The organism is Mesorhizobium sp. BR1-1-13 (genome assembly GCF_020165515.1).
Classification (GTDB): Bacteria; Pseudomonadota; Alphaproteobacteria; order Rhizobiales; family Rhizobiaceae; genus Mesorhizobium.
Window position 1 is genome coordinate 1 of the sequence record NZ_JAIUIH010000016.1, and the last position, 26,757, is coordinate 26,757.

24 protein-coding genes are annotated in these 26,757 nt (G+C 63.8%); 13 read left to right on the forward strand and 11 right to left on the reverse strand.

The window, feature by feature from the left end; genetic code table 11:
- The first annotated feature begins 106 nt into the window (after window positions 1–106).
- Together glcE and glcF are read left to right on the forward strand one after the other, a co-directional pair.
- The gene (gene glcE / locus LB533_RS26890) at window positions 107–1,312 is read left to right on the forward strand and encodes a glycolate oxidase subunit GlcE (protein WP_224678646.1); all 1,206 of its coding nucleotides are present in this window, start codon (window positions 107–109) and stop codon (window positions 1,310–1,312) included.
- A gap of 11 nt (window positions 1,313–1,323) precedes the next feature.
- Entirely contained in the window at window positions 1,324–2,649 is a 1,326-nt protein-coding gene (gene glcF, locus LB533_RS26895; protein WP_224678647.1) for a glycolate oxidase subunit GlcF, read from the forward strand.
- Between the two features lie 15 nt (window positions 2,650–2,664).
- Here glcF and LB533_RS26900 read toward each other — a convergent pair whose 3' ends face one another.
- Together LB533_RS26900 and LB533_RS26905 are read right to left on the reverse strand one after the other, a co-directional pair.
- On the reverse strand, window positions 2,665–3,585 hold the full coding sequence (locus LB533_RS26900) for a bifunctional 5,10-methylenetetrahydrofolate dehydrogenase/5,10-methenyltetrahydrofolate cyclohydrolase (RefSeq protein WP_224678648.1): 921 nt from the start codon (window positions 3,583–3,585) through the stop codon (window positions 2,665–2,667).
- Between the two features lie 254 nt (window positions 3,586–3,839).
- Window positions 3,840–4,574: a L,D-transpeptidase gene (locus LB533_RS26905; protein WP_224678649.1), complete on the reverse strand. Its 735-nt coding sequence runs from the start codon at window positions 4,572–4,574 to the stop codon at window positions 3,840–3,842.
- 214 nt (window positions 4,575–4,788) lie between these two features.
- On the opposite strand from LB533_RS26905, the gene LB533_RS26910 reads away from it, so the two are divergent.
- The gene (locus tag LB533_RS26910; protein WP_224678650.1) at window positions 4,789–5,427 is read left to right on the forward strand and encodes a DNA-3-methyladenine glycosylase I; all 639 of its coding nucleotides are present in this window, start codon (window positions 4,789–4,791) and stop codon (window positions 5,425–5,427) included.
- 2 nt (window positions 5,428–5,429) lie between these two features.
- Here LB533_RS26910 and LB533_RS26915 read toward each other — a convergent pair whose 3' ends face one another.
- Entirely contained in the window at window positions 5,430–5,681 is a 252-nt protein-coding gene (locus tag LB533_RS26915) for a hypothetical protein (protein WP_224678651.1), read from the reverse strand.
- A 250-nt stretch (window positions 5,682–5,931) separates the two neighbouring features.
- On the opposite strand from LB533_RS26915, the gene hisS reads away from it, so the two are divergent.
- The 4 genes from hisS to LB533_RS26935 all read left to right on the forward strand — a co-directional run bounded on the left by hisS (window position 5,932) and on the right by LB533_RS26935 (window position 11,439).
- Window positions 5,932–7,434, forward strand: a complete 1,503-nt coding sequence (hisS, locus tag LB533_RS26920; protein ID WP_224678652.1) for a histidine--tRNA ligase — start codon at window positions 5,932–5,934, stop codon at window positions 7,432–7,434.
- 138 nt (window positions 7,435–7,572) lie between these two features.
- Window positions 7,573–8,694: an ATP phosphoribosyltransferase regulatory subunit gene (locus LB533_RS26925; protein ID WP_224678653.1), complete on the forward strand. Its 1,122-nt coding sequence runs from the start codon at window positions 7,573–7,575 to the stop codon at window positions 8,692–8,694.
- Complete coding sequence (gene hisG, locus LB533_RS26930) at window positions 8,691–9,389, forward strand: ATP phosphoribosyltransferase (RefSeq protein WP_140763359.1); 699 nt, start codon at window positions 8,691–8,693, stop codon at window positions 9,387–9,389. Before LB533_RS26925 ends, hisG begins: the two co-directional genes overlap by 4 nt.
- A 277-nt stretch (window positions 9,390–9,666) precedes the next feature.
- Window positions 9,667–11,439, forward strand: coding sequence for an AMP-binding protein (locus LB533_RS26935; protein WP_224678654.1), 1,773 nt, complete (start codon window positions 9,667–9,669; stop codon window positions 11,437–11,439).
- Between the two features lie 470 nt (window positions 11,440–11,909).
- Here the strand turns inward: LB533_RS26935 and LB533_RS26940 are convergent, their stop codons facing one another.
- Both LB533_RS26940 and LB533_RS26945 read right to left on the reverse strand, forming a co-directional pair.
- On the reverse strand, window positions 11,910–12,758 hold the full coding sequence (locus tag LB533_RS26940; protein ID WP_224678655.1) for a molybdopterin-dependent oxidoreductase: 849 nt from the start codon (window positions 12,756–12,758) through the stop codon (window positions 11,910–11,912).
- 57 nt (window positions 12,759–12,815) lie between these two features.
- Entirely contained in the window at window positions 12,816–13,118 is a 303-nt protein-coding gene (locus LB533_RS26945; protein WP_224678656.1) for a hypothetical protein, read from the reverse strand.
- A 148-nt stretch (window positions 13,119–13,266) separates the two neighbouring features.
- Between LB533_RS26945 and LB533_RS26950 the strand changes: the two genes are divergently transcribed.
- Both LB533_RS26950 and LB533_RS29955 read left to right on the forward strand, forming a co-directional pair.
- Complete coding sequence (locus LB533_RS26950; protein ID WP_224678657.1) at window positions 13,267–14,793, forward strand: winged helix-turn-helix domain-containing tetratricopeptide repeat protein; 1,527 nt, start codon at window positions 13,267–13,269, stop codon at window positions 14,791–14,793.
- Window positions 14,794–14,860: 67 nt separating this feature from the next.
- Window positions 14,861–14,995 carry a hypothetical protein gene (locus tag LB533_RS29955; RefSeq protein WP_263487723.1) on the forward strand — a complete coding sequence of 45 codons (135 nt, stop codon included), beginning with the start codon at window positions 14,861–14,863 and terminating at the stop codon, window positions 14,993–14,995.
- A 193-nt stretch (window positions 14,996–15,188) separates the two neighbouring features.
- Here LB533_RS29955 and LB533_RS26955 read toward each other — a convergent pair whose 3' ends face one another.
- The 3 genes from LB533_RS26955 to LB533_RS26965 form a co-directional block, all read right to left on the reverse strand.
- Window positions 15,189–16,106: an NADP-dependent oxidoreductase gene (locus LB533_RS26955; RefSeq protein WP_140642535.1), complete on the reverse strand. Its 918-nt coding sequence runs from the start codon at window positions 16,104–16,106 to the stop codon at window positions 15,189–15,191.
- Between the two features lie 156 nt (window positions 16,107–16,262).
- The gene (locus LB533_RS26960; protein ID WP_224678658.1) at window positions 16,263–16,964 is read right to left on the reverse strand and encodes a nitroreductase family protein; all 702 of its coding nucleotides are present in this window, start codon (window positions 16,962–16,964) and stop codon (window positions 16,263–16,265) included.
- A 130-nt stretch (window positions 16,965–17,094) separates the two neighbouring features.
- A complete protein-coding gene (locus LB533_RS26965) occupies window positions 17,095–18,051 on the reverse strand; it encodes an AraC family transcriptional regulator (protein WP_140642538.1) in 957 nt (318 codons plus the stop codon).
- A gap of 260 nt (window positions 18,052–18,311) precedes the next feature.
- On the opposite strand from LB533_RS26965, the gene LB533_RS26970 reads away from it, so the two are divergent.
- The gene (locus LB533_RS26970) at window positions 18,312–19,265 is read left to right on the forward strand and encodes a DMT family transporter (protein ID WP_224678659.1); all 954 of its coding nucleotides are present in this window, start codon (window positions 18,312–18,314) and stop codon (window positions 19,263–19,265) included.
- A 77-nt stretch (window positions 19,266–19,342) separates the two neighbouring features.
- On the opposite strand, the gene LB533_RS26975 is transcribed toward LB533_RS26970, so the two are convergent.
- Complete coding sequence (locus LB533_RS26975) at window positions 19,343–20,887, reverse strand: alpha/beta hydrolase (RefSeq protein WP_224557179.1); 1,545 nt, start codon at window positions 20,885–20,887, stop codon at window positions 19,343–19,345.
- A gap of 220 nt (window positions 20,888–21,107) precedes the next feature.
- On the opposite strand from LB533_RS26975, the gene LB533_RS26980 reads away from it, so the two are divergent.
- The gene (locus tag LB533_RS26980; protein WP_140642541.1) at window positions 21,108–21,899 is read left to right on the forward strand and encodes a class I SAM-dependent methyltransferase; all 792 of its coding nucleotides are present in this window, start codon (window positions 21,108–21,110) and stop codon (window positions 21,897–21,899) included.
- Window positions 21,900–21,969: 70 nt separating this feature from the next.
- Here the strand turns inward: LB533_RS26980 and LB533_RS26985 are convergent, their stop codons facing one another.
- Window positions 21,970–23,064 (reverse strand): ROK family transcriptional regulator, encoded by a 1,095-nt coding sequence (locus tag LB533_RS26985; RefSeq protein ID WP_140642543.1) that lies wholly within the window; start codon window positions 23,062–23,064, stop codon window positions 21,970–21,972.
- A 57-nt stretch (window positions 23,065–23,121) separates the two neighbouring features.
- Window positions 23,122–23,772, reverse strand: coding sequence for an SGNH/GDSL hydrolase family protein (locus LB533_RS26990; RefSeq protein ID WP_140642545.1), 651 nt, complete (start codon window positions 23,770–23,772; stop codon window positions 23,122–23,124).
- 354 nt (window positions 23,773–24,126) lie between these two features.
- Here LB533_RS26990 and LB533_RS26995 point away from each other — a divergent pair, with 354 nt between their 5' ends.
- Together LB533_RS26995 and LB533_RS27000 are read left to right on the forward strand one after the other, a co-directional pair.
- On the forward strand, window positions 24,127–25,173 hold the full coding sequence (locus tag LB533_RS26995) for a substrate-binding domain-containing protein (RefSeq protein WP_411908889.1): 1,047 nt from the start codon (window positions 24,127–24,129) through the stop codon (window positions 25,171–25,173).
- 68 nt (window positions 25,174–25,241) lie between these two features.
- Window positions 25,242–26,753, forward strand: coding sequence for a sugar ABC transporter ATP-binding protein (locus LB533_RS27000; protein ID WP_140642549.1), 1,512 nt, complete (start codon window positions 25,242–25,244; stop codon window positions 26,751–26,753).
- Window positions 26,754–26,757: the final 4 nt, after the last annotated feature.

Genomic DNA, 26,757 nt, shown 5'->3' on the forward strand with positions numbered 1-26,757 from the left:
ATCGCGGACGGGTGGCGTTTCCGGACATTCCGAGGTTTTGAGGATGGCCTATCAGAACGGGGGTTCCTCTCCCCCGCTTTGCGGGGGAGAGGAACTGGGCGCGAACATGACCACCTTCACCCCCGCCACATCAACCGAAGTCCTCTCGATCGTTGCCTGGGCGGCGGCGGAAGAAACGCCGCTCGAAATCCTTGGCCATGGCTCCAAGCGCGGCATCGGCCGCCCGCTGCAGACGGAGCACACGCTCGACCTGTCGAGGCTCGCCGGGGTGACGCTCTATGAACCAGCCGAACTGGTGCTGTCGGCAAAGGCGGGCACGCCGCTGGCCGAAATCGAGACGCTGCTGGCGCAAAACGGCCAGCAACTCGCTTTCGAGCCGATGGATTACGGCCCTCTGCTCGGCGGCGAGCCGGGCAAGGGCACGCTTGGTGGTGCGCTTGCGGCGAACCTCTCCGGCCCGCGGCGGCTGAAGGCGGGGGCAGCACGAGACCATATACTGGGCATCCAGGTGGTTTCCGGCCGGGCCGAGGCCTTCAAGTCTGGCGGCCGCGTGGTGAAGAACGTCACCGGTTATGACTTGTCCAAGCTGATGGCCAACAGCTGGGGCACGCTGGCCGTGTTCACCGACGTCACCTTCAAGGTGCTGCCGTCGGCCGAGACCGAGGTCACGCTCGCCGTCCGCGGCCTGCTCGACGATGCGGCCGCCGCGGCGATGGCACTGGCGCTCGGCTCCAGTGCCGAAGTATCGAGCGCCGCCCACCTGCCGGAGCGGATTGCCGCACGGGTTGCCGCAGGTGCGCTCGGCAATGATGCGGCCACGCTGCTGCGGGTGGAAGGTTTTGGCCCCTCCGTCGCCTATCGCATCGCCGCGCTGAAGAGGTTGCTCGGAGATGCCGGGCCCCTGGAGGAGATTTCCAGCGAAGCGTCGGCCGCCCTGTGGCGTGATGTGCGCGATTGCAGGCCGCTCGCCGACGGCAGCGGAAAACCGGTCTGGCGCGTGTCGATGACACCCGCGCAGGCGCACCAGATGGTGCTGACGCTGCGCATGCAGGCCGCCGTCAGCGCCTTCTATGACTGGCAGGGTGGGCTGGTGTGGTTGCGCATGGAAGAGGGCGATCCGGAAGCCGCGCTGCTGCGTGGGCTTCTGAGAAAACATGGCGGCGGCCATGCGACATTGGTGCGCGCGGCTCCTTCGCATCGCGCCGCCCTGCCGGTGTTCGAGCCGCAGGCTCCGGCGCTGGCAGCGCTCAGCCAGCGGCTGAAGCAGGAATTCGACCCCAAGAACATCCTCAATCCCGGCCGCATGGCCTAGGACATCAAGAGATGCAGACCAATTTCTCGCCCGCACAGCTTGCCGATCCGCACGTCGCGGAATCGGAGAAGATCTTGCGCAAATGCGTGCATTGCGGGTTCTGCACCGCTACCTGCCCGACCTATGTGACGCTGGGCAACGAGCTCGATTCACCGCGCGGGCGCATCTACCTGATCAAGGACATGCTGGAAAACGGCCGCCCCGCCGACAAGGAGATCGTCACCCATATCGATCGCTGCCTGTCCTGCCTGGCCTGCATGACCACCTGCCCGTCTGGCGTCAACTACATGCATCTGGTCGACCATGCCCGCGCCCATATCCAGCAGACCTATAGGCGGCCGCTGCTCGATCGCCTGATCCGCGCAATACTGGCCCTCGTCCTGCCCTATCCCCGGCGTTTTCGCGCCGCGCTCAAATTGGCGAAATTGGGCAAGCCGTTCATCGGCCTGTTCGAGAAGATCCCGGCATTGAAGCCGGTTGGCGCAATGCTCAAGCTCGCGCCGGAATCGATCCCGGGAGCATCGCCGATGGCTTCGCCGGGCATCCATACCGGGCAGGGGGCGAAGAGGGGCCGCGTCGCCATCCTCACCGGTTGCGCGCAATCGGTGCTCGATCCCGCCATCAACGACACGACCATTTCACTGCTGACGCGGCTTGGCGTCGAGGTCGTGGTGCCGCCGGGCGAGGGCTGTTGCGGCGCGCTCGTCCACCACATGGGGCGCGAGCAAGCCGCCCTTGCTTCGGCAAGGCAAAATGTGGATGCCTGGACCCGCGCCATCGAACAAGGCGGGATCGATGCCATTATCATCACCGCGTCGGGCTGCGGCACGACCATCAAGGATTACGGTTTCATGCTGCGGCTCGATCCGGCCTACGCCGAAAAGGCTGCACGTGTCTCCATGCTGGCCAAGGACGTTACCGAATATCTGACCGCCATCGACCTGCCCGAACCGGTGCGCAAGCCGGGCACGGTCGTCGCCTATCATTCGGCCTGTTCGATGCAGCACGGCCAGAAGATTACCCGACAGCCTAGGGAATTGCTGGCCAAAGCCGGCTTCATCGTGCGCGAGCCGCGCGAAGGGCATTTGTGCTGCGGTTCGGCCGGCACATACAACATCTTGCAGCCGGATATTTCGGCCAGGCTGCGCGATCGCAAGGTGAAGAACATCGAGGCTACCGACGCCTCGGTCGTCGCCACCGGCAATATCGGCTGCATAACGCAGATCGCGTCTGCCGCGAAGCTGCCGGTGGTGCATACGATCAAGCTGCTCGACTGGGCCTATGGCGGGCCGAGGCCGGAAGGCGTTGCGGAATCCGGCCTGATCGCCGCTGAGTAGGGGCCGCCCCGGCGTTTATTCCGCCGCCAGCCTGTCGATCGTGCCGTAGGTCGCCTCGTAGAGCGCGCGCTGGCGGCTGAGCGCCACCATCGTGTTGCGCAGCAGGGTCGCAACGGTGATCGGGCCGACGCCGCCCGGCACCGGCGTGATCCAGGAGGCAACGTCCTTCACGCTGTCGGTGTCGACGTCGCCGACGATACGGCTGGAACCGTCTGGCAGCGTCTCGGAATTGATGCCGATATCGATGACGGCCGCACCGGGCTTTACCATGTCGGCCTTGATCAGGCGCGGCTTGCCGACGGCGACGAACAGCGCATCGGCGCGGCGCGCGTGCGCGGCGACCGAGCGCGTCATGTGGTGGCAGACCGTGACCGTCGCGCCTTCGCTCATCAAGAGGAAGGCGATCGGCTTGCCGACGATCTCGGAGTGGCCGACGATCACCACTTCCAGGCCCTTGAGGTCGAGGCCGGTTTCCTTGAGCAACTCGACCGAGGCGGCCGCCGTGCAGGGCGCCAGATCGAGCTGGTTGTAGACGATGTTGCCGATCGAGGCCGGATGCATGCCTTCGACGTCCTTCAGCGGATGCACCGCCGCCTGCAACGTCCTGATCGGAATATGTGCCGGCACCGGCCGCTGAATGATGATGCCGGTAACGCGCGGATCGGCGTTCAGGCCGTGGATCGCCGCTTCCAGTTCGCCCGCGGTGATGGTGGCGGGAAAGCGTCGTTCTTCGAAATCGATGCCCGCCAGCTCCGCCTTGGCGCGCTGGTTGCGTACATAGACATCCACCGCCGCCGTATCGCCTACGGTGATCGACACCAGTTTGGGCGGGAACCCTTCGGCCCGTGCGATCGCCGCATCATCGCGCACCGCGGCGATGATGCGCCGGGCAACCGGGCCGCCCTTGAGATAGCGGCTGTCGTCGGACAGTGACATGATCGGACTCTTCTGACCTGAGCGTTGCCTTTGCCATAGCAAAAGAACAGCGGCAATGGCAGCACGAATGCGAACCGTCATGCCTTTTGCGCGACGTGCGGGCGCGGCAGTGCTTCGTCCGAAACGGAAAGGGCAGCACGGTTTCCCGTGCCGCCCTTTCTGACCGGCCGCATCCCCATACGGCCCGTCCCCCGTTATTTTCCTTCCGATCCGGGAAGCGCTGCGCTTCCGGAGCGGGTGATTCGCAGCAACTATTATATCACCTCGACAGTGGTTCCGACATCGACCCGTTCATAAAGGTCGACGACATCCTCGTTGCGCATGCGGATGCAGCCCGACGACACGGCGCCGCCGATCGTCCAGGGCTGGTTGGTGCCGTGGATACGATATTCCGTACTGCCGAGATAGAGCGCGCGCGCGCCGAGCGGGTTCTCCATGCCGCCGGCCAGGTAGGTCGGCAGGTAGCGCCCCTTGGCGGCCTCGCGCTTGATCATCGCGGCCGGCGGGCGCCAGTCCGGCCAGACCCGCTTGTTGGTGATCTTGTGCGTGCCCGACCATTCGAAACCCGGCTTGCCGGTGCCGACGCCGTAGCGCCGCGCCTTGCCGTTCTTTTCGACCAGATAGAGGAAGTTCTGGGTCGTATCGATGACGATGGTGCCCGGCTTCTGCGGGCCGTCATAGGCGACTTCCTGCGGCAGGTAGATCGGGTTGATCTGGGCGCGCGCGACCATGCGCTTGGCCGGGGCCTGCACGGCCGCCGTCTGCACGCGGTCGGGCTGCGCATAACGCGGGCGCGGCTGCTGCGCGATCTGCCGGTTCTGCCGCACGATGCCCGGCGCGTGGCCAAGCTGCAGCACCCAAGGGGCGGAAAGGTCGGGGCTCACCATCACCGGCGGTCTGTCGGCGTAGCGGTCTCCGGCCGTGGAAGGTGTGACGCCGGCAGCAAACGCAGCCACGGCGCCGAGCACGGGAAACAAAACTCTCTTCATCGGGAAAGCACCTTGATCGTCTGACAAACCGGGTGGAAACGACCTCCCGGTTCAGCGATCATTGGCGCGGGAACAGCAACCGAAACATGAATCGGAATGTGTAAAATGCGGAACTGTCGGTAAACCTTTCGGTGTGGTTACCGCCGCGTTCAGGAATCTGGTAAAGCCAAGGTAAAGCAGCGCAACCAGCGCGTTAACGAATGGAATTCTCGCCATGGACAAGGAAAGAACCGGCCTTCTCGCCGGACCCGACGGTGTCGCGCGCTGCTTCTGGCACGGCAATCTGCCCGACTACCTGCATTACCATGACCATGAATGGGGCCGCCCGGTGGCGGACGACCGCCGGCTGTTCGAGAAGATCTGTCTCGAAGGTTTCCAGTCGGGCCTGTCCTGGCTGACGATCCTGCGCAAGCGGGAGAATTTTCGCGCCGCTTTCGCCGGCTTCGATTTCGACAAGGTCGCCGCCTTCACCGAGAAGGACGTCGAGCGCCTGCTCGGCGATGCTGGCATCATCCGCCATCGCGGCAAGATCGTCTCGACTATCAACAACGCCAAACGCGCCCGCGAGATGGCAGATGAATTTGGCTCGCTCGCTGCCTGGTTCTGGAAGTTCGAACCCGGCAAGGAGGAACGGCCGCAGGTCGTCGACCTCGCCCATCTGCGCGCCAATCCGACCACGGCGGTCTCGATCCGTATCTCCAAGGACCTGAAGAAGCGCGGCTGGACCTTCGTCGGCCCGACCACGGTCTACGCCTTCATGCAGGCGATGGGCCTGGTCAACGATCATCTCGAGGGGTGTGTTTGCCGCAAGCAGGTCGAGAAAGAACGGAAGGCTTTCAAACGGCCGAAATAGCCTCACGTGCCGTTGGCACTTCCCAGGAACAGGCCGGCGACGATCGCGACCACGGTGGCGACCGTCGGATAGATCACCAGCAGGCCGGTCACCAATGTCTCGCGCATGGAAGGCCCCTTGCCGGCGTCGGCGGAAACCTCGAAGGATCCGGCCGGCTGGCCGATCATCCTGGAAGCATGGACGTCTGCCGCGCGCAGGCGTGCCGGCATGTCGCCCGCATCCCTGTTGTCATGAAATTCCACCGCGCTGATCATGTCCCGAACCCCTTCATTGCGGTGCGCTGTATCGACCTCGATTATGTCGGCACGATGCCGCGCCGATGGCGGGATTGTTTCATTTTCGGTGCGTTTTTGTTTCAGATCCGGCCTCCTCTCCGCTTCTCCCGTAGGGCGAAGGCCGAGGCGCCGGCCCTTGCCGCACAAAGCTGCTTCGGTTAGGACACGCGCGTTGCGAAAATCGCAACATTGTTGACCTTCAAGCATCACGAAATACCGGGCGAATCCCATGGCCGACAAATCGGAAAAGACGAAAGCGCGGCTGCCGCGCGGTTTTGCCGACCGCAGCGCCGAAGATATCCGCGCCGTCGAGAAGATGATGGCGACGATCCGCTCGGTCTATGAACTCTACGGTTTCGAACCCGCCGACCAGCCGCTGATCGAATACACCGATGCGCTCGGAAAATTCCTGCCCGACCAGGACCGGCCGAACGAAGGCGTGTTCTCCTTTCAGGACGACGACGACCAGTGGCTGTCGCTGCGCTACGACCTGACCGCGCCGACGGCGCGTTTCGTCGCCGAGAATTTCGAGCGCTTGCCGAAACCCTATCGCAGCTACCGTTCCGGCTGGGTGTTCCGCAACGAGAAGCCTGGTCCCGGCCGCTTCCGCCAGTTCATGCAGTTCGACGCCGACACGATCGGCACGCCCGGCGTCGCCGCCGACGCCGAGATGGCGATGATGATGGCCGACGTGATGGAAGCGCTCGGCATCAAGCGCGGCGACTACGTCATTCGCGTCAACAACCGCAAGGTGCTCGACGGCGTGCTCGAGGCGATCGGCCTCGGCGGCGAAGAGAATATGGGCCGCCGGCTGACGGTCCTGCGCGCCATCGACAAGCTGGACAAGCTCGGGCCGGAAGGCGTGCGATTACTGCTTGGCCCGGGACGCTGGGACGGTGGCAAGGAAGGCGAGGGCGACTTCGCCAAGGGCGCCGGCCTGAATGATGCGCAAGCCGAGGCGGTTCTTCAGGCGACCGCGCGCAATGCGCAGGCCGGCCGGGATGCCAGCGTCAGTGCGAATGCCGTCTACCAGGAGGGCGTTGGCGAGCTCGCGACCATCGAGGCCCTGGTCAGGGCGGCGGGATACGGCGAAGATCGCGTCGCCATGGACCGCTCCGTTGTGCGCGGCCTCGAATACTACACCGGTCCGGTCTTCGAGGCCGAACTCCTGGCCGAGATCCCCAACGAGGATGGCCAGATCGTGCGCTTCGGTTCGGTCGGCGGCGGCGGCCGCTATGACGGGCTGGTGTCGCGCTTCCGCGGCGAGCCAGTGCCGGCGACCGGCTTCTCCATCGGCGTTTCCAGGCTGATGACGGCGCTGAAGAACCTCGGCAAGCTCGACAGCGCCGACGTGATCGCGCCGGTCGTCGTGCTGGTCATGGACAGGGACACCGAAAGCCTCGGCCGCTACCAGCAGATGGTAAGCGAGCTGCGCGCCGCAGGCATTCGCTCCGAAATGTATCTCGGCGGCGCCGGCATGAAGGCGCAGCTCAAATATGCCGACCGTCGCGGCTGCCCGGTCGCAATCATCCAGGGCGGCGACGAGCGCGCCAAGGGCGAATTGCAGATCAAGGACCTGATCGAAGGCGCGCGCCTGTCGGCGGAAATCACCGACAACGCCGAATGGCGCGCCGCCCGCCCGGCACAGGTCACGGTGGCGGAAGGCGAGCTGGTCGCCGAGGTGAAGAAGATACTCGCCGCGCAGGCCGAGGAGAGAGCGCGTGGTAAGTAGAGGCCGCGTTCTGTCGCGCCCCCCTCTGTCCTGCCGGACTGTCCGGCAGGACAGAGGGGGGCGCCGTAAAGCGCCAGCTTCCGCTTGGAGACCCTCTGGTTTGGGACCAGAGGGTCGTGAATCACTGAGGTCGGCAAATTGACCTCCCGCTACCCCGCCATCGCGGCCGACATCGCCGGCCTGTTCGCGACCCGCGACACGCATGCAGTGGAGGTCGCGGTGCTGCAGCCGGCCGACCCTTTCCTCGACATGGCGGGCGAGGATCTACGCCGCCGCATCTTCCTGACCGAAAGCGAGACCGGGCAGACGCTCTGCCTGCGGCCGGAATTCACCATTCCCGTCTGTCTCGACCATATCGCCAGCCAGGCCGGTACGCCGCGTCGCTACTCCTATCTGGGCGAGGTTTTCCGCCAGCGCCGCGAAGGCGGCAACGAGTTCTTCCAGGCCGGCATCGAGGATCTCGGCGACCGCGACACGGCCGCGGCCGATGCCCGTTCGGTGGCCGACGCGCATGCGCTGCTGTCCCTGGCGCTGCCGGGCCAGGCGCTGGCGATCACGCTCGGCGACCAGGCCATCTTCGAAGCGGTGCTGGCGGCGCTCGGCCTGCCGCGCGGCTGGCGCATGCGGCTCGCCCGCGCCTTCGGCTCGGCGCCGATGCTTGAGGCAGCCCTTGCCGATCTCGCCAATCCGCCGCGCAACAGCCAGCTCTCCGGCCCGGTCGCCGCACTTGTGCTCGACGGTGACCTGGACGGTCTCTCCGCGCATATAGCCGGCGGCATGGAAGAGGCCGGCCTGTCGGCTTCGGCCGGACGCGCGCCGGCCGATATCGCGCGGCGGTTGATCGAAAAAGCCGAGCTGCGCAGCGTGCGGCTGTCCAACGAAGCCTTCGCGGCGCTGAAGACCTTTCTGGCGATCGACGTGCCGCTCGGCGCGGCGACACGGGCGCTGGAGAGCTTTGCCGCCGACGCGGGCCTATCGCTGGGTGCCGCGCTGGAAAAATTCGCGGCGCGCGCCAGGGCAATCGAGGCACATGGCTTGCCGGCGCAAGGAATCCGCTACGATGCCGCTTTCGGGCGCCCGCTCGACTACTACACCGGCGTGGTCTTCGAGATCGCGGCGCAAGATGGTGACAGGCCGCTGGCCGGCGGCGGCCGCTACGACCGGCTGCTGACCCTGCTCGGCGCCAAGACGCCGATCCCCGGCGTCGGCTTCTCGGTCTGGCTCGACCGCATCGAGGCATTGCGGGAGCGCGCGCGATGATCACGCTGGCGATCCCGTCCAAGGGCCGGTTGAAGGAGCAGGCGCTGGAGGTGCTGGCGAAAGCCGGCCTCGCCATCAGCCTGCCCGGTGACGAGCGCAAATATCACGCCCGCGTCGAAGGCATGGACAATGTCGAGGTCGTTTTCCTGTCCGCGTCCGAAATATCGGGCGAGATCGGGCAAGGCGCCGTCGATCTCGGCATCACCGGCGAGGACCTCGTGCGCGAGAACCTCGCCGACTGGGAGGCGCGCGCCGAAATCGTCGCCCGTCTCGGCTTCGGCCATGCCGATGTCGTGGTGGCCGTGCCCGACATCTGGCTCGATGTCGAGACCATGGCCGACCTTGATGATGTCGCCGCCGATTTCCGCCAGCGTCATGGAAGGCGGCTCAGGATCGCCACCAAATACTGGCGGCTGACCCAGCAATTCTTCTCGCAGAAGCACGGCATCCAGGTCTATCGCATCGTCGAGAGCCTGGGCGCCACCGAAGGCGCGCCGGCGGCCGGCCTTGCCGACGTCATCGTCGACATCACCACCACGGGCTCGACGCTGCGCGCCAATCATCTCAAGGTGCTGGCCGACGGCGTCGTGCTGCGGTCGCAGGCGTGTCTTGTCGCGTCGCGAAAGACGCGTTCCACGGCCGACGAGACGATGCTGCGCGACATCGCGGCGAGCATGGCCTCGGTGAAGGGATAGCCCGTCCAGCATGCCTCGGCGATCGTCGTGCCAAGCGGCGGACAAATTTTGTTCTTGCTTTGTGCCGGCAACTATGCTACGAATATCGGTATGGTGATGATTTGCGCCACCCGCCCGTCGAGGCGGGTTTTTCGTTTCTGCACCATTCTCACGACCCTGCCATTCTCATGACCATGGAAGGCGGCGCGGCCCGCCTTCCGAAGCCCGCCCTACCTTCGGCGGGATTTCCACCGTCCCGGCAGGCTGATAGGCTCGGATGTTCTGGGAGGAGAGAGCGATGCCGGTCAATCTCGACGAACTGAAGAACGCCACCAATCTGCGCGGACGCGGCGCGCACGCCGGCAGTGTCTTTGTCGCGCCCGTCGACGGCAAGGCGCATGTCTCGGGCGAGCGCGGCGTGCCGCTGCTCGACAAGACCATCCCCGCGCTGTTCTCCGACACGGCCAGCAGATACGGCACGCTCGATGCCGCCGTCTTCGTCGGCCAGGACAAGCGCTTCACCTGGAGCGAACTGTCCGACACGGTGGACGCGCTGGCCGCCGGTTTCCTGGCGCTGGGCCTCGAAAAGGGCGATCGCGTCGGCATCTGGTCGCCCAACCGCTGGGAATGGCTGGTGACGCAATTCGCCACCGCCCGCATCGGCCTGATCCTGGTCAACATCAACCCGGCCTACCGACTCACCGAGCTGGACTATGCGCTGAACAAGGTCGGCTGCAAGGCTCTGGTCACCGCGGCCAGCTTCAAGACCTCGGATTATCTCGGCATGATCGAGACGCTGGCGCCGGAGATCGCGACGGCGACGCCCGGCAAGCTCAGGGCACAGAAACTGCCCGCGCTCCGGATCGTCATCCGCATGGGCGAGGAGAACTCGCCCGGCATGTTCAACTTCGCCGATGTGCTGGCCATGGCGGGGCGCGACGAGCATGACAGTCTCGACCGCATCTCCGAAGGGCTGAAGCCGGACGACGCCATCAACATCCAGTTCACGAGCGGAACCACCGGCGCGCCCAAGGGCGCGACGCTGACCCATCTGAACATCGTCAACAACGGCAATTTCGTCACCTCGGCGATCAGGTTGACGGTCGACGACCGGCTTTGCATTCCCGTGCCGCTCTACCATTGCTTCGGCATGTCGATGGGCACGATGGGCTGCGTCACCAAGGGCGCGACCATGGTCTTTCCCGGCGAGGGCTTCGATGCCGGCGCGACGTTGAACGCCGTGGCGCAGGAACGCTGCACCGGCCTCTACGGCGTGCCGACCATGTTCGTCGGCCTGCTCGACCATCCCGATTTCGCCGCCTTCGACCTGTCCAGCCTGCGCACCGGCATCATGGCCGGCTCGCCATGCCCGATCGAGGTGATGAAGAAGGTGGTCTCGCTGATGCATATGCAAGAGGTGACGATCGCCTACGGCATGACCGAGACCAGCCCGGTGTCGTTCCAGAGCAGCGTCGACGATCCCCTGGAAAAGCGGGTCTCGACCGTCGGGCGCATCCATCCCCATGTCGAGGTCAAGGCCATCGATGCCGAAGGCGCCACCGTCGCGGTGGGCGCGCCGGGGGAACTCTGCACGCGCGGCTATTCCGTGATGAAGGGCTATTGGGACGACGAGGACAAGACCCGCGAGGCGATCGATGGCGACGGCTGGATGCACACCGGCGACCTCGCCACCATCGACGCGGAGGGCTATTGCAACATCGTCGGCCGGGTCAAGGATATGGTCATTCGCGGCGGCGAGAATGTCTATCCGCGCGAGGTCGAGGAGTTCCTCTATCGACACCCCAAGGTGAGGGAGGTGCAGGTGTTCGGCATTCCCGACGCCAAATATGGCGAGGAGCTCTGCGCCTGGATTGTGCTCAAGCCCGGCCAGATCGCCACCGAGCAGGAGATCAAGGCCTTCTGCGCCGGCCAGATCGCGCATTACAAGGTCCCGCGCCACATCCGCTTCCGCGCCGAATTGCCAATGACGGTGACCGGCAAGCCGCAGAAATTCCTCATGCGCCAGGCGATGGTGGAGGAACTGGGGCTGGTGACGCAGAAGACGGCCTGAGGGCGTTTCGGCGCGGCGGGTTTGGCTGCGTGGGGCAGAAGGCGCGGTTATCGAGACGATTGTGAAATGGCGGCTTTGGGGCTGGGAACAGACCGTCAGGTTTTACGGTCCCGATTGCAGATTATGAGGAAACCTGCCGGTCCGCCTTCGACCCCTTCCTCGCCGTTTGGCTTCGTTACCCAAAACTTGCCGTTCGGGTCCCGATTGCCGGCTTGAGCGAGTCCGGGAGCAAACAGGCAGCTTCGGCGGGGGAAGGTGGGGAGCTGCCGTCCCACTGTGAATAAGCGCTGAAGGTTGATCCCCTCACGGGCGAACGTAACGCCTTGATCTGGAGTCACAATCTTGAGGAGAGGCGGGGTCACGACCGGCGCCGACAATGACCCACCGAAGATTGGAATTTGCCCGTAAAATCACGTATTTGGGGCGGTCGGGACCCGGGTCAACCTTCGCGCTGAATGACATTGCCGGATCTAATCTTGTTCGACTGACGATGGCCGGCCAACCGAGGTTTCCGCCCAGACGGTTTCGCCATTGTGCTCCTCCTCGCGGATCGTGACATAGTCCCGCGCCATGAACTGGTTCATGAATCTGCTGCCGCGGACTTCGATGCGCTTCAGCCACTTGACGTTGGCGATACCGTACCAGCCAGGCGCAATGAGCCGCAGCGGGTAGCCATTGGCGGGCGGGAGATCGGAGCCGTTCATTTCGTAGCAGAGTAGATTTTTCGGATCCATCGCATCGGTGAGCGACATGGAGCGGGCAAAGTTCTGGTGCATCTTCACATCGCGAAACATGTCCTTCAGTGCGACGTCGCCCACATCGCTACCCCAAAACACCACTTCGATGCCGCCTCCGGCGATGCCCGCCTCTTCGAGAACCGCCGCGAGCGGCGTTCCAGCCCAGCGCGCGTTGCCGATTCCGCCATGGAAGAAGGGCAAGCCATGATTGCCGGAACATTCGACGGTGAAGGTCACCTCCTGTTTCGGACGTTGCTTAATGTCAGCGAGGGTGAGGGCCATCGGCTTCTTCACGATTCCATCGATTTCAAGCTTCCACGCGCCTGCGTCGATCTTCGGCCGATTGAAATGGGCGATTGAGAAGAACTTCTCGTTCGGCGTGATCCACGAATCCAGATCTTCCCAATGGAGCTGGTTTTGTATGATGTCAGGGACAGGATTGGGCGCCATCTGGTCCAGCCACGGCACCACGCTTTCGCCCGGCCGCGATGGAAAAGCTTGGGCAAAGCGATGCAAAAGGGCATAGGCCGCGAGGGCGGCGCTGCCGGTGGCAATAACTTCTCGACGATTGATCTTGGGCATAGAACTTCCTCCCCGCGGCGGCAGGCGGCACTCCATAGCCATCGCGCATTTGAAACCTCACCACCCGCGCACGAGCACGAATGACCAAAGGCCGTCGCTTTGCACTCCCAACAGCGGCTGGTACGCTATCGTGTCCTTCTCCACGTCCCCCGTGAGGGGACCGACATTGTGGGCTGGACCGATGAAAGCGAGCGGGCGATCGCTTTCAGTTTTCACCAGGTAGCCGAACGTCTCGTCCTCTGGGTCCGCCGCCCGATCCCCGATGTAGGTGGGACCGACCGCTGAGGATTCCGCCACGGCATCGCCGTAAAGCGCGGTCACGCCGGCTAGCACACTCATCGCTAGAGCTAGTTTCGCCATATCATTAGCTCCCGTGGTACGGAGCCAAGCCACTGACAGTTTCCGTTCAGGCTGGTCTGCGGTGGAGAGCATCGGTGATTTCGTGGCGCCGATCCTGAAAAAACTCCGAATTGATCGCAAAATTGTTCCGAAAGTCGTATGATCGGCCATGGTGTCCCTGCGCTTCGCATTCGGCCCCTTTGTGCTTGACGCTGGCAGCAGCGCACTATTCGAGCACAGCCTGCCTGTTGCGATTGGAAGCAAATCCCTCGCGCTTCTGAAGGCCTTGGTGGAAGCGCGCGGCCAAGTGGTGCGCAAGGCGGCTTTGATGGACGCTGCCTGGCCGAACACCAACGTGGAAGAAAGCAATCTGACGGTGCAGATCGCCGCCCTTCGCAGGCGGCTGCGGGTCTCACCCGACGGGGAAGAATGGATCGCGACTTTCCCGCGGGTGGGCTATCGGTTTGCGGGCCCGCTCACCGTCGCGGAGCGCGAGGCTCCAGTCGTCGACGCCGGCCTGCCGCTCGAAGCGAACCCTTCTCTCGCTGTCTTGCCCTTTGCGTACATGAGCGCCGATCCGGAGCAGGCGCATTTCGCCGACGGTTTGGTGGACGATCTGATCACCGACCTTTCGAAGGTTCCTGGCCTCCTGGTGACCGCAAGCCATTCATCGTTCGCTCTCAAAGCAAGGTTCACCGATACGCAATCGATCGCGAAGGAACTCGGCGTCCAATATATCGTGGAGGGCAGCGTGCGCCGCGTCGCAGGCCAGGTCAGAATTGGGGCTCGTCTCACTGAGGCGACGATGAACAGATGTCTTTGGGCCGAGCGCTTTGATGGCGATCTGGTCGACGTCTTTCATCTGCAGGACCAAGTCGTGCGCAGGGTCGTCGCAGCTTTGGCCAACGTGCTGCCGCTTGGCCCAGTGCTCGATGGGCCACGGCGCCGGATGACGATCGAGGCGTATGACTTCCTCGTTCGCGGTCGCGTTCTTGTTATGCAGTCGCCCGCCGGAAATGATCTTGCTCGTATTCTCCTTTCCAAGGCCGCCGAGCTCGATCCGAATCTGGCAGAGGCCTACGCATGGCTCGCCGTCTCGCACTACAACGCGGCGATTCAATACGGAGAGGACTTTAACACGAACCAGGCCCTCGGGCTCGCTTACGCTCAGAAGGCTATGTCGATCGATGTGAGCGATCCGATGGCGCATAGCGTTCTTGGGTTTGTTCGGCTCTGCGAGGGTATGCTCGAAGAGGCGGAGTCCGCACTCCAAACGGCGCTGCGGATCAATCCGAACCATGCCGACACAATGGTGAACATGGCGGGCTTGAGGGTCCTGCAAGGCCGGCCCCACGATGCCGTCGAACTGGCCGAGAATGCTCTTCGGCTCAACCCCTATCCGCCGGGTTGGTACTACTGGGACCTTGGGTTCGCGTACTATGCTGCAGGCCATTATACCCAGGCGGTCAGGGTTCTCCGCAAGGAGGAGGTTGGCCGGCTACCGGCAAAGCGCATTCTTGCTGCGAGCTTGGCGCAACTCGGTCAGCTCACCCAAGCTCAAGAGGAAGCCCAACGGTTCCTCGAGATAAATCCTGGCTTCCGCGCATCTCGTTGGGCAACTACGCAGTCCTTTAGACGCGATGAGGACCGACAACATTTCGTTGACGGTTATGTCAAGGCAGGTTTGCCGCTGTAGGCCTAGCAGGTGCTACGCGTTGGGAAGTCGCCAAGGGAAGACGCGACCTTCGGGGCATGGAGCGCTGATGGAGTTCATGCCCGATTTGCGTCGCCGGGCGATCCCCGTGTCCTTCGTCGTAGCACATCGCAGCAATCTGTCGCGCCGCGTCCGCGCATTCATGAAATGGGTCGAAGATGTGCTGACGCCGTATCTCGAATAGCGAGACGAACATCTTCGTCCCGCCCGGAATTGCCATCCTGAGTATGTCTGCCGGTCGGCGGTCGGCGGGCCAACAGAATGCGACACCGAAACCGGCGGGTTCGACATGAGATCTCGCTGCTCGCTGCCTATCCCGAGCCGCCCGCCTGGACGAAAATCGAGGAGAGAGGAACCGTCCTCTCTCCCCCAAGTCCTCACGGGCGAACACGGATGACCGTTTTCCCCGCGCGTCGTTCGGTCGAGTTGAAGGCGGCGATCGCCTCGTCGAGGGTCGCGACTTTGCCGATGTTCGTCCGCAGCCGTCCGTCCCGCACCCGCTGGACGATCTCGCTCAGCTGGGCACGGTCGGACTCGACAACGAAGTCGACCGCAAGGCCATCCAAGGGGCGCGCCTCGGCCGGTCCGACCACGGTCACCAGCGTGCCTCCGGCTCGGATCAGGCCAGCGGACCGCTTCTGGATGTCGCCGCCGATGACATCGAACACCAGATCGACGCCGCGCACGTCTTCCAGGGCGTCGTTCTCGAGGTCGACGAATTCGTTCGCGCCGAAGTCGAGCGCCTTCTGGCGGTCGGCAGAGCGTCCGGTGCCAATGACGTAGGCGCCGGCCTCTCGTGCGAGCTGCGTCACCATCGACCCGACGGCGCCGGCCGCACCATGCGCGAGGACGCTCTGTCCCGCCTGAAGACGGCCGTGCTGAAACAGTCCCTGCCACGCGGTCAGGCCCGAGATCGGCAGGCTAGCGCCCACCGTGAAGTCGACATCGCCCGGCAATGGCGCGAGGTTGCGAGCCTCGATGGCGATATACTCCGCCAGGGTGCCGTCGCGATACCAATCGGCGAGGCCGAACACCCGCTGTCCGACCGACAGGCCTGTCGTACCATAGCCCAGGGCGGTGACCACCCCGGCCAGTTCGTGCCCGGGGATCGATGGCGTCCGGTCGCGATCGACGCGATCGGTCCAGGTCGAGGGCCACGTCAGCTCGGTCGGGACGAACCCCGACGCATGAATTTCGATAACGACATCGTTTATCGCCGCCTGCGGCTCGGGCCGCTGCACCAATTTCATCCCGGCCGTTCCTGCTGCCTGGTCCGTCACTACGATCGCTTTCATGGGAATTGTCTCCTCGGATATTTGTTGGTTCGGGTTAATTTACGGGCGTGGAAGGACTTTTCGATCTCTCACGCAGTCAGCCATTGGCGCGGTGCCTTCCACGAGAGCGGCAGTTCTTGCCATCCTTGTCTCCGTAAGATCTGGAGTTGCTGGGGATTATGCAAAGTCCAGGACATCGGCCACCGGCATGCGCGGCTTCTGCGGCCAGTTGCCGGCTCGCTCCGGCCCGACGGTCAGCAGCATGACCGGCACTTCGTCTTCGGCCAGGCCGAACTCGCGGTGCACCGCCTCGGCGTCGAAACCGATCATCGGTGTCGAACCCATGCCCAGCGACCGGGCCGTGTAGATGATCGCCGCGGCGCCGAAGGTCGCGGAGCGTACCGCCTCGTCGCGCTGGCGCTGCGGCTGATCGTCATACAGACCGCGAGCGGGGATCTCCCACTCCGGCACCAGGTGCGCCGGCATGATGCCGGCTTCCACCACGGGCGCCAGGCGGTCGGGCACGGTGCTGGCATCGGCCAGCCTGCCGACGATGATGAAGGTCACGGCCGCATCGGTGATCGCCGGCTGATTCCAGGCGATCGGGCGCAGCCGTGCCTTGGCTTCCGGCGAGCGTACGGCGATGAAGCGCCAGTTCTGCAGGTGGAAGGAGGTTGGCGCGGACGTGCCGATACGCACCAGGTCGCGGATCTGTTCGTCGCTCAGGGTGGCAGAAGGGTCGTAGTACTTGGCGGCACTGCGGCTCAGGATCGTTTCGATGACGGCATTCGTTGCGAAAGCGTTTTCGCTCTTCCCGGTTTGCGTGAAGATCTGGGCGGCTACGCGGGTTGCTGGTCCGGTGGTGGCGAGGCAGTTCATTGGATGGCTCCCTTATCAAGTGATTGCGAAGCCTAATCTACGGAGATGCGTGATTATTTCGAGACTGAATAAGCTCAATATGATGCGTAAAAGGATCAAATTGCGCCTTCCAGATACCAGACTGCGCGTCTTACTCGCCCTTGTGCGCCAGTCGCCGCCACTCCCCCGGCGTCATCCCCATCCTTTCGGCGAAGACGCGCCGGAATGCCGAGACGGATTGATACCCGACGGTCTCGGCCACGGCCTCGGTGCTGATCGCCGGCTTCTTCAACTCGTTGGCGGCCAGACTCACGCGGAGATCGGTCAACAAATCCAGGGCGGAGCGACCCAGCTTGTCCTGGAACTGGCGGATGAACGTAGCGCGCGACATCCCGCACAAATCGGCCAGATCGGGCAGTTTCCAGGGCCGTGCCGCATCGGCGAACATCGCGGAAATGGCTGGAGCAAGCCGTGGATTGCCGGCCAGGGCCAACAAGCCTTCGGGAGCTTTCCCGGATTGGCTGGCCGCACGCAGCACCAGTGTGAACAGGGCCGAAGAAAGCGCGTTGAGAATGGCGCGTCCTCCGGCTCTGTCACCGGCGGACTCCATTCGCATCAGCATCACCAGGCCGGCCAGTTGGCTGGAGGCGGAGCCGATGCCGTTTTCTTCATCGCCGTCCATCGACCGCGCCACCAGATCCGCAGGCAGGTAGTTGCGGACCAGCCGATCATGGGGCGGCGCGATAAAAAATCGCCCACACAGCAGATCCAGTTGCTCGCCCTGGCCATCATTCTCGCTCAGCATCCATCCGGCAGCCCCTCGGCGTTGCTGGGTAGGGATTGGTGTTTGCCCGCTGCCGTCGTGCAATACATGCGCCGCGCCGTGAGGCAGCAGCACAATATCTCCGCTCACCAGCTCCTTTGCTGCCCTCGTGTCCGGGTCCTCCAAAATGGCCCGGCCCTTGACTATGACATGGTAGGGAATTTCGTTGGCGGCAGCCTTGCTCCAGGCAATGCGCCACGGCGCACCGTAGGCGCAGCGCACCTCGAGCTGGCCGGTAACGGTAATGATTTGCAAGAGATGGCTGAGCCAGTCCACTTCAGACATTGGACCTCGAAAACCGAAAATGGTGAAACATCTTATCGCAATTGTGCACTGGTTCCATCTGTCGCTCACATTTCCAAACCCGGCTCCGCTCGCGCCTGGTTCGCGAGCGAGCCACCGAGCGCCCCACGATCTGAACAGGGCCTGTATCAGGCGCGTGGTCGAGTGCAGATTCCTTTCGCCTTTCAAAACGGATGCATGACCCAATCGCGCAGGCTATATTGCTCCCATCGGGCCGACGTCATCGAAGGGGAGGGCATGACATGCAGGCAATGCCGATAGCGCATCACGTCGCGCAACCCGAGGTCGTGCCCTCCGTGACCGGCTATCCGGCCGCCGTCCTGTGCTGGCTGCTTTCGGCTGGCGTCTATATCGCGGCCAAATGGGTGGCGCCTGAAATGCCGCCCTGGGGCCTCTGCTTCTGGCGGCTGACGCTTGCCTGCGCCATCCTGCTGCCGATCGTGCACCGTCACCACGACGCGATGATCGGGCTGTTGCGAACGCGCGCCGTGGAGGTCGTCGCGGTGGGGGCGATCGGCCTCACCCTATGTCAGGGTATGATCTACCATGGCCTCAACGACACCGACGCCACCACGGCTGGCATCATCATGGCGCTGTCGCCTGTCATGACGATGGTGCTCGCCCGTTTCGTGCTTGGCGAGCCGCTCGGGCTGTGGAAGTCGCTAGGCGCGCTGGTTGCACTCGCCGGGATGATTTTCATCGTTGCCCACGGGAACCTGACGGCGCTGCTGCAACTCAAGTTCAACGCCGGCGAGCTCTGGATCGTCGGCAGCGCGTTCTGCTGGGGCCTGTACACCGTGCTTTTGCGGCGTGCCAAATTCGGCATCGAACTCCTGCCGATGGTCGTGCTGCTGCTCGGCGCCGGTGCCCTTGTCGCCTTGCCGTTCCATGTCTGGGAATTGTTCAACGACGAACGCTCCGCCATGGACGTCCACAGCATTCTCGCGCTCGCCTATCTGGCCGGTCCGGGCGGCGCCTTGATGTACTATTTCTACAACAAAAGCGTGGAAACGCTCGGCGCGAGCCGAGCGAGCATGCTGCTCTACCTGCAGACGGTGTTCGTCGCCGTGCTAGCCTATCTGCTGCTCGGCGAGGGCTTGCACGATTACGATCTGGTCGGCGCGGCCTTCATCGTCACCGGCATCGTACTCGCCACCGTGGTCAAACCCAGGCCAGCTCAACCACGCGTGGCGTAGACAAATTGATGGCGGAGCCGTTTGCGCCTGGAGCCGCCCATGCGCGGAACTGACGGCGGCTGACGCCGCATCGCACATCAGCTGCTTCGTGCAAGCGCGCCGATGCTGTCGAGCAGCGGCTGTTGGTCGCCGACCCAAAACCAGTGGTCGTTACCGGCGACCTCGATGAACCGGGCGCCTGGGATTCCGGCTGCCAGAAGCCGCCCCGCTTCGACGCGCACGGCGCGGTCGCCGGACCGGTGCAGGACAACCGTCGGGGCCGAGACCCTTGCGAGCAGGGAACGGACATCGGTATCACGCAGCGCTTCGAGCAGGCCCGCGACCGCGCCGGGGCTGGAGGCCGCCCTGAGCAATCCCGCCCACCACGTCTCCGCCTGGCGGTCTCCGGAGAGGCCCGGGGCGAACGTCTCGATTTCCGCCGGGCCGCCCCAGCCGGCGATCAGCCGCTGCTTCCACAGATCGTATTGCGCGGCGGTCAGGGCGAAGGGATAGTCCGACGCGCGGCTGCCTTTCGCGAGCGAACCCCACAGAACAAGGCCGATAAGCCGATCGGGATGATCGATAGCAAAACGGACACAACCAGGCCCGCCCTCCGACGCGCCGATGAGCAAGGCCCGGCGGCTGCCGGCCGCATTCATGACCGCCAAGATGTCCTGCGCTGTCGTTTCGACGGTGGGGCGCACGCCGACGCGGTCGGAAAGTCCCATGCCGCGCCGGTCGAACAGGATCAGGCGACCCATGCGCGAAATCGCTGATATCCAGGCACGGCAGCGACTGTCTTCCCAGATACGCTCGACATGCGAAATGAAGCCGGGAACAAGCACGATGTCCGTTGGTCCGCTGCCGACGGTCTGGTACGCGAGATGGATGCCGTCCACTTCGACATAGCGCGTCCTCGGCACATCCAAAGTGACATCTTGAGTTGGCTCCCGCACCAGGGCAAGCGTGGCCGGGTCCGGCCCTACGCCGAGTTCGTCTCGTAACAGCCGGACACAGCTTTCGATCTGGCGCTCGGCTGCCGCCCTGTCTCCGGCCGCCAGGTGGGCACGGATCAGGTGACGGTGCGCACTTTCGCTCAAGGGGTCGAGTGCCGCCAGGCGCGTCGCATGCACGACGGCACTGCGTGGCTCGCCGCCGGCGATCTTCGCTTCGATGGTACGCTCCAGCGCCTGCACCAACCGGCTACGCAAGGCTTCGCGCCTGAAAAAGACCCATTCGTCGAATTCCGGACAATCCGGGAGTGAGAAGCCGCCGAGATAATCGCCCCTATAGATGTCGGACGCCTCGTCGAGAGGGCCGACGTTGCAGGCATGCTCGAAAACCTTGGAGTCGAGCTCGACGGCAAGCGCCGGGTGCAGGCTGAGGGATGCGCCCGCGGCGGCGATGACCTCCGTGCCGAACGCGACGCGGATTTTATGCAACGTGCGCCGGAGGCGCGCTCGTGCGGCCTCTTCGTCGGTTTCGGGCCACAGAAGCGTGGCGGCGACTTCGCGCGCCACGGGCCCACCGGCCTCGGCGAGATAGATGAGAAGCGCGGCCGCCTTGCGCAAGGCGAGCTCCACCCGCCGCCCGTTCAGGCGGAACTCCGGAAACCCCAGAAGTCGGAACTCCAATCGCTCCATCGACCTGCACGCGCCGCCCTGGGATATTGAGAGGACGTTCAGGGGACGCCGGCCTTCTATCCATCCCCCACGACGTCGGGCCGATCGGGCCCGATCAGGAGACTCCTTGGAGCGAGAAATGTCACCGGTCAATACTCTCACCCGCCATTGCACGTCCGAGGCCATTGCCGGGGGTGGCGTCCCCATCGGCGTCAAGAACGCAGGGCAAGGAGGCTGAGACATGTGCCAATCCTGTCTCTCCTGGTACGCACGCTGCATTGCCCCCTATCTCGTCCATGCCGGCTGTTCGGCAAACGTGTTCGCGCGTATGCGAAGGCGCATGATCCCGCGGGCGCAGGGAATTGTCGTCGAAGTCGGCTTCGGGTCCGGCCTGAACCTTCCCTATTACGACGCCGCAAGGGTGGAGCGGCTGGTCGGCATCGATCCCGACGGCACGATGCTCGGCCTGGCCGAACCGAAGATTCGTTCGCTGCCGTTCGACGTCGACTGCATCCGGGCCAGCGGCGAAAGGCTGCCCTTGATCGATGGCCTCGCCGACACGGTCGTCGTCACCTATGCCTTCTGCACCATTCCCGACCCTGACGCGGCGTTGACCGAAATCCGGCGCATCCTGAAGCCCATGGGCCGGCTGATCTTCATCGAGCACGGCCAGGCCGAGGGGCCGCGCGGCCGCAGATGGCAGGAGCGGCTGAACAAGCCGTGGGGACGGCTCGCCGGCGGCTGTCATCTCAACCGCCAACCGCTGCACTTGATCCGCGCGGCGGGCTTCCGCATCGTTGAAGAGGAACGCGGGCGGTTCCCGCTGCCCTTCTGGCAATTGGGAAGCCACTACGCCGGCGTCGCGGTGCCCCGACAGGCGGCCGAGTCGTTGCCGCAGGCCAGATCGTGCATTACAAGGTCCCACGCACATCCGATTCCGCGCGGAATTGCCGATGACGGTCGCCGGCATCCCGTTCCTGATGCGCGAGGCCACAGAAGATGGCATGGGGACAGCTTCTCGCATCGGAGTTAGCCGACATTCAAACGGGGTGCATCCACGTCTCAGATGGGGCTTTGCAACCCTTCTGTTCTTAGCGTTCCGATCATTGAATCATAAACCGCGAGCTGAACGGCAGGCTGGCCGCGCCGACGGCTTTCGGGCTGATGGTCACCCGCGCCGGCAACGCTTGGACAGCGGCAAATTCCCGGCCGATATCGGCGCACAAGGCCCTGGCGATTTTCTGCGGCGCATAGCTGGACAGGAGGACCGTCCTGAACTCGACAAACTGGGTCAGCGCCGAGATCGATGCTTTCAGGCGGTTTGAGCATTCCCCCAGCCATTCGGTGTAGGCCTCTCCAAGATCAGGCCACTCAGGGCTGCTGCTCCAGATGATTTCGGACGAGCGTCCGCGCATGGCCAGTTCGCTTTCCAGGCGCATGAGGCCATGATCGAAGCTGGCGCTGGAGTTTCCCTTATAGATCTGGTGGTTGAGGATGAGCCTGCTCTGCAGCCTAGCCCCTAGATAGAAGAACAAATAGTCGTTCAGCGGCTTTGCGACGCCGAACATGCTCTCGCCGCCTGCCGCCGCGGTGATGTCGTTCTGCACGAAGACCGGCAGCTTGGTCTGCTCTTCGATCTCGCTTTGCAATGCCTTCAGGGATGTGCTCGATCCGTTGCGGGTTGCAGCCATGGCGTCGACCTCATCGGGAACGGCCAGGCCGATACCCGCGACCCGGCTGCGCGCCTCGACCGGCAGGCTCGTCATGGCTTGCCTGATCGTCGCAAGCAAATCGCTGCTTTGCGGAAACGGATTGGCTTCATCCGCGGGCAACTGCGTGTGGAAGCGCACAGTGCCGATGAAGTCGATGAGCGCGATGTCGATCCTGCGCCGGCTGAAGCCGACGCCGACCGCGTAGGCGCCTTCCGGATTGAGTGAAAGCGGGATGGTGGGGGGGCCGACACGGCCGCGCTGCGCCTCGCCCTGCGAGACCAGGCCTTCCTGTTCGAGGGAGCGGACGATGACCGAGGCCGTCTGCGCCGACAGACCGGTCTTCTCGCCGATTTCCATCCGCGATATGCCCTCGTTCTGAAGCAGCAGCGACAGCACCAGACGCTCGTTGTAGCTGCGCACGCTCAACGCGTTCAGCCCGCTCGCACGATCGGCGATGCGCAAGGGATTGGGTGGTGCGAATCTCATGTCAGGCAAGGGTCGCCCCATCGGTAAGAGCGCATTGCCTGGCGGCGGTATGGTTGCTCATGTCGAGCGGCTCCAGCCGATCGCATCGACCGCGCGGGCGAGTGCGGTGCCAAGCAGTCTGTGCGCTTCGGCATCGATGTGAAATCCGTCCGCTTCGCTGCAGGACACCACCGAGCCGGCATCGAAAAAGTGCAGTTCGAGCGAATCCGCCAGCACCTCGAACTCGAGCGCCAGCAGCCGCGATTTCTCCGGTGCGCCGGCGAAGATAGACTTCCATTCCTTGACGTCGTCCTGCATCGGCGGCGGTGCGACGATCATGATTTCGGGTGTGGTGCCGCCCGGACCGGGCGCCAGTTCCTTGATGTCGTAGACAAGGCAGCCGATGCCCATAGCCACTTCCGACGGCGGTTTGTTGAAGCGGATCTTGAGGTCATTGGTGCCGAGCATGATGATGACGAGGTCGAGCGTCGCATGGCTCTGCAGACAGGGGCGAAGATAGGTTCTGCCGTTCTTGTGTGCCCCCTCGATCGGATCGTCGTGGACGGTGGTTCGACCGCTCAATCCTTCCTCGATGACATACCAGTCGGGGCCTAGCTGAGCGCGCAGTATCCCCGGCCAGCGCTCAGCCGGACCATAACGCTCGAGCGGCCCCTTGCCGGGGATCTGGCCGTGTGTATTGGAGTCGCCGTAGCACAAGACTGATCGCATGATTTTCCCGCCGGGACTGATCGCGCGCCGGTGCAGGACGAGCGCTCTTCATGATGAATAGCGGAGGGGCGAAAGGCAAGCAAAGGAATAGTCATTCAACATGACTAACTATTGACAGGTCAAATCCACTGTGCTTCTAAAGTGCCCGGAGGAGTTCTCGACCGTCATCAACGTCCAGCGGGAATTGGGCCTCGACACACATGTGTTCGGGGGCGGGAAAATTGCGTGCATAGGTCGGTCGCGACGGCAAGCATGCATCGGGAGAGCGTCTCGCGGCCCGTGCGCGTCCGTACGGCCGGAGCAACCACAAGGAGGAGTTCAATGTTAGGATTGCTGAAAACCGTCGGGCTGGGGATGCTCGTTGTATCAGCGCTTGCCGTAACGTCCCTGGCGCACGCGGAAGATGTCAAGCTGATGGACGGCGTCGCCCCGCGTCCCGACGACACGCGCATGATCGAGGCCGGCGCATTCAAGAAGGACCCCCCCTGGGTCATCGGAATGAGCGACTTCGGCGTCAACGCCAACACCTGGACCGTGCAGGTCGCGCATGAGGCGGAAAATGCCGCGGCAAAGGACAAGCGCATCTCGAAGTTCATCCTGCTCGATGCCGGCTTCGATCAGAAGAAGCAGGTAGCCGATATCGAGGATCTGATCGCCCAGCATGTCGACGCGATCATCGTTCAGCCGGTGACCAGCACGTCGGCCAACGCCAGCATCGCCAAGGCGGTCGCCGCCGGCATCCCCGTCATCCTTCACACCGGCCGCATCGATTCCGATGCCTATACCACCGAAATCCAAGGGGGAGCCGAGCACTTCGGCAAGGTAATGGGCGACTGGCTGGTGAAGACCGTTGGCGACAACGGCAAGATCTGGGTCTTGCGTGGCCTTGCCGGCCACCCGGAAGACACCAACCGCTACAACGGGCTGCTGGAATCACTCAAGGGCACGCATGTGCAGATCATCGCCGAGGAGCATGGCGACTGGCAGTACGACAAGGCCAAGAAGCTGTGCGAGACCCTCTATCTGAACAATCCGCAGGTCGACGGCATCTGGTCGTCCGGCGCCGACATGACGCGCGCCTGCGTCGATGTCTTCAAGCAGTTCGGCACGCCGATCCCGCCGATTTCGGGCGAGGGCAACAATGGCTATTTCGGCCAGTGGATCACGGACGGATTCAAGTCGATCTCTCCGGAATACAGCCCGGCCCAGGGTGCTGCCGGCGTGCGCGCCGCTGTAGCCCTGCTCGAGGGCAAGCAACTCCACAAGCGCTATGTCTACAACCCTGATGGCTGGGACAAGGACAAGGCCGCGAAATACTATCGCGACGACCTGACGGCCAATGTCTGGTGGCCGAGCGAACTCCCCGAAGACAAGCTCAAGGAATATTACGGCAAGAAGTGACACGCCGTGGCCGGCGGGGAGTGGACAAGCGTCCCCGCGGGCCCTTCCAGTGGTGAAGCGAGGGTTTCGTGGCCAATCTTATCGAGATGTCGCACATTTCGAAGGCATTCGGGGGGAGCAAGGCGCTCCACTCCGTTTCCCTCGATCTGAAGGCCGGCGCCGTTCACGCCCTGATGGGCGAGAACGGCGCCGGAAAATCGACCTTGATGAAGATCCTGGCGGGCGTGTATCAGCCCGATTCCGGCGAGATCTTCATGAATGGGGAAAAGCTCGATCTGAAGTCACCGCGCGCCGCGCTCGATGCCGGCATCTCGACCGTTTTCCAGGAACACTCGCTGCTGCCCAATCTGTCGATCGCCGAGAACATGTTTCTCGGCCGGGAGCCGACGAACCGGTTCGGCTCGATCGACTATTCCGTGATGAACAGCCGAACCGCCAAGGCACTCGGCGAACTCGGTCTCACGCTAGACCCCTCGCAACTCGTTTCCAACCTGACCATTGCCGAGCGGCAATTCGTCGAGATCGCGCATTGCATCCAGGCCGACGCCGGCGTGCTTATTCTCGACGAGCCGACAGCGGCGCTCAACGCGGCCGATGTCGATATGCTCAACCGCAACATCCGTCGTCTGCGCGATAGGGGAAAGGCAATCGTCTACATTTCGCATCGCATGGAGGAAATCTTCGAGCTGTGCGACACTGTGACGGTGCTGAAGGACGGCGCACTGGTCGGCACCAGGACGGTATCCGAGATCACCACAGACGAACTCATCGCCATGATGGTCGGGCGCGAACTCCAGGACCTGTTCCCAGATCGCACGGGCGAGAGGGGCGGCGAAATCCTGCGCGTCGAGAATCTCAGGATCACCGAGACATCGCAGCCTCTGTCGCTGACGTTGCACAAGGGCGAGATCGTCGCCCTCGCCGGGCTTGAGGGACAGGGCCAGCAGCGCTTCCTGCGCTCACTCATCGGCCGCTACCATCCTTCTGCCGGGACGATTTCCATCAACGGCAAAACGCTCGACATGCCGCTCTCGACATCATCAGGCGTTCGCCATTTGCAGCAGCTGAAGGTCGGTTTCGTCCCCGAGGACCGCAAGGAGGAGGGGCTCTTTCTCGCTTTGCCGATCGCCCACAACATCGCCATCGGATTGCATTCGAGGCGACGCGAACTTGCGCCGGCGCGGCCCTATCGAAGCGTCATCGCCCGCATGATGGATGTCATGAACATAAAGGCGACAGGGCCGTCCGCTCCGGTCGGTTCGCTGTCGGGCGGCAATCAGCAAAAAGTGCTGCTCGGCCGCTACCTCGCCGCGGATCTCGATCTTCTCTTGGTGGAAGAGCCGACCCGTGGCGTCGACATCGGCTCCAAGTCCGAGATCTACCATCTGCTGCGCGATTTCACCCGCAAGGGTGGCGCGGTGCTGGTGCTCTCGCGCGAGACGATCGAGCTGATCGGGCTGTGCGACCGCATCTATGTCGTCCACCACGACACAATCGTGGCCGAAATGCCGGCAGCACAGGCGACGGAGCACAAGATCCTCGACGCGGCCCTGACGGGTGGCTCGGCGCGCCGGCACTAGGGGC

Coding starts and splice junctions, on each gene's coding strand:
- glcE (WP_224678646.1), top strand. CDS start 107: ATGACCACCTTCACCCCCGCCACATCAACCGAAGTCCTCTCGATCGTT.
- glcF (WP_224678647.1), top strand. CDS start 1,324: ATGCAGACCAATTTCTCGCCCGCACAGCTTGCCGATCCGCACGTCGCG.
- LB533_RS26900 (WP_224678648.1), bottom strand. CDS start 3,585: ATGTCACTGTCCGACGACAGCCGCTATCTCAAGGGCGGCCCGGTTGCC.
- LB533_RS26905 (WP_224678649.1), bottom strand. CDS start 4,574: ATGAAGAGAGTTTTGTTTCCCGTGCTCGGCGCCGTGGCTGCGTTTGCT.
- LB533_RS26910 (WP_224678650.1), top strand. CDS start 4,789: ATGGACAAGGAAAGAACCGGCCTTCTCGCCGGACCCGACGGTGTCGCG.
- LB533_RS26915 (WP_224678651.1), bottom strand. CDS start 5,681: ATGATCAGCGCGGTGGAATTTCATGACAACAGGGATGCGGGCGACATG.
- hisS (WP_224678652.1), top strand. CDS start 5,932: ATGGCCGACAAATCGGAAAAGACGAAAGCGCGGCTGCCGCGCGGTTTT.
- hisG (WP_140763359.1), top strand. CDS start 8,691: ATGATCACGCTGGCGATCCCGTCCAAGGGCCGGTTGAAGGAGCAGGCG.
- LB533_RS26935 (WP_224678654.1), top strand. CDS start 9,667: ATGCCGGTCAATCTCGACGAACTGAAGAACGCCACCAATCTGCGCGGA.
- LB533_RS26940 (WP_224678655.1), bottom strand. CDS start 12,758: ATGCCCAAGATCAATCGTCGAGAAGTTATTGCCACCGGCAGCGCCGCC.
- LB533_RS26945 (WP_224678656.1), bottom strand. CDS start 13,118: ATGGCGAAACTAGCTCTAGCGATGAGTGTGCTAGCCGGCGTGACCGCG.
- LB533_RS26950 (WP_224678657.1), top strand. CDS start 13,267: ATGGTGTCCCTGCGCTTCGCATTCGGCCCCTTTGTGCTTGACGCTGGC.
- LB533_RS29955 (WP_263487723.1), top strand. CDS start 14,861: ATGGAGTTCATGCCCGATTTGCGTCGCCGGGCGATCCCCGTGTCCTTC.
- LB533_RS26955 (WP_140642535.1), bottom strand. CDS start 16,106: ATGAAAGCGATCGTAGTGACGGACCAGGCAGCAGGAACGGCCGGGATG.
- LB533_RS26960 (WP_224678658.1), bottom strand. CDS start 16,964: ATGAACTGCCTCGCCACCACCGGACCAGCAACCCGCGTAGCCGCCCAG.
- LB533_RS26965 (WP_140642538.1), bottom strand. CDS start 18,051: ATGTCTGAAGTGGACTGGCTCAGCCATCTCTTGCAAATCATTACCGTT.
- LB533_RS26970 (WP_224678659.1), top strand. CDS start 18,312: ATGCAGGCAATGCCGATAGCGCATCACGTCGCGCAACCCGAGGTCGTG.
- LB533_RS26975 (WP_224557179.1), bottom strand. CDS start 20,887: ATGGAGCGATTGGAGTTCCGACTTCTGGGGTTTCCGGAGTTCCGCCTG.
- LB533_RS26980 (WP_140642541.1), top strand. CDS start 21,108: ATGTGCCAATCCTGTCTCTCCTGGTACGCACGCTGCATTGCCCCCTAT.
- LB533_RS26985 (WP_140642543.1), bottom strand. CDS start 23,064: ATGAGATTCGCACCACCCAATCCCTTGCGCATCGCCGATCGTGCGAGC.
- LB533_RS26990 (WP_140642545.1), bottom strand. CDS start 23,772: ATGCGATCAGTCTTGTGCTACGGCGACTCCAATACACACGGCCAGATC.
- LB533_RS26995 (WP_411908889.1), top strand. CDS start 24,127: ATGCTCGTTGTATCAGCGCTTGCCGTAACGTCCCTGGCGCACGCGGAA.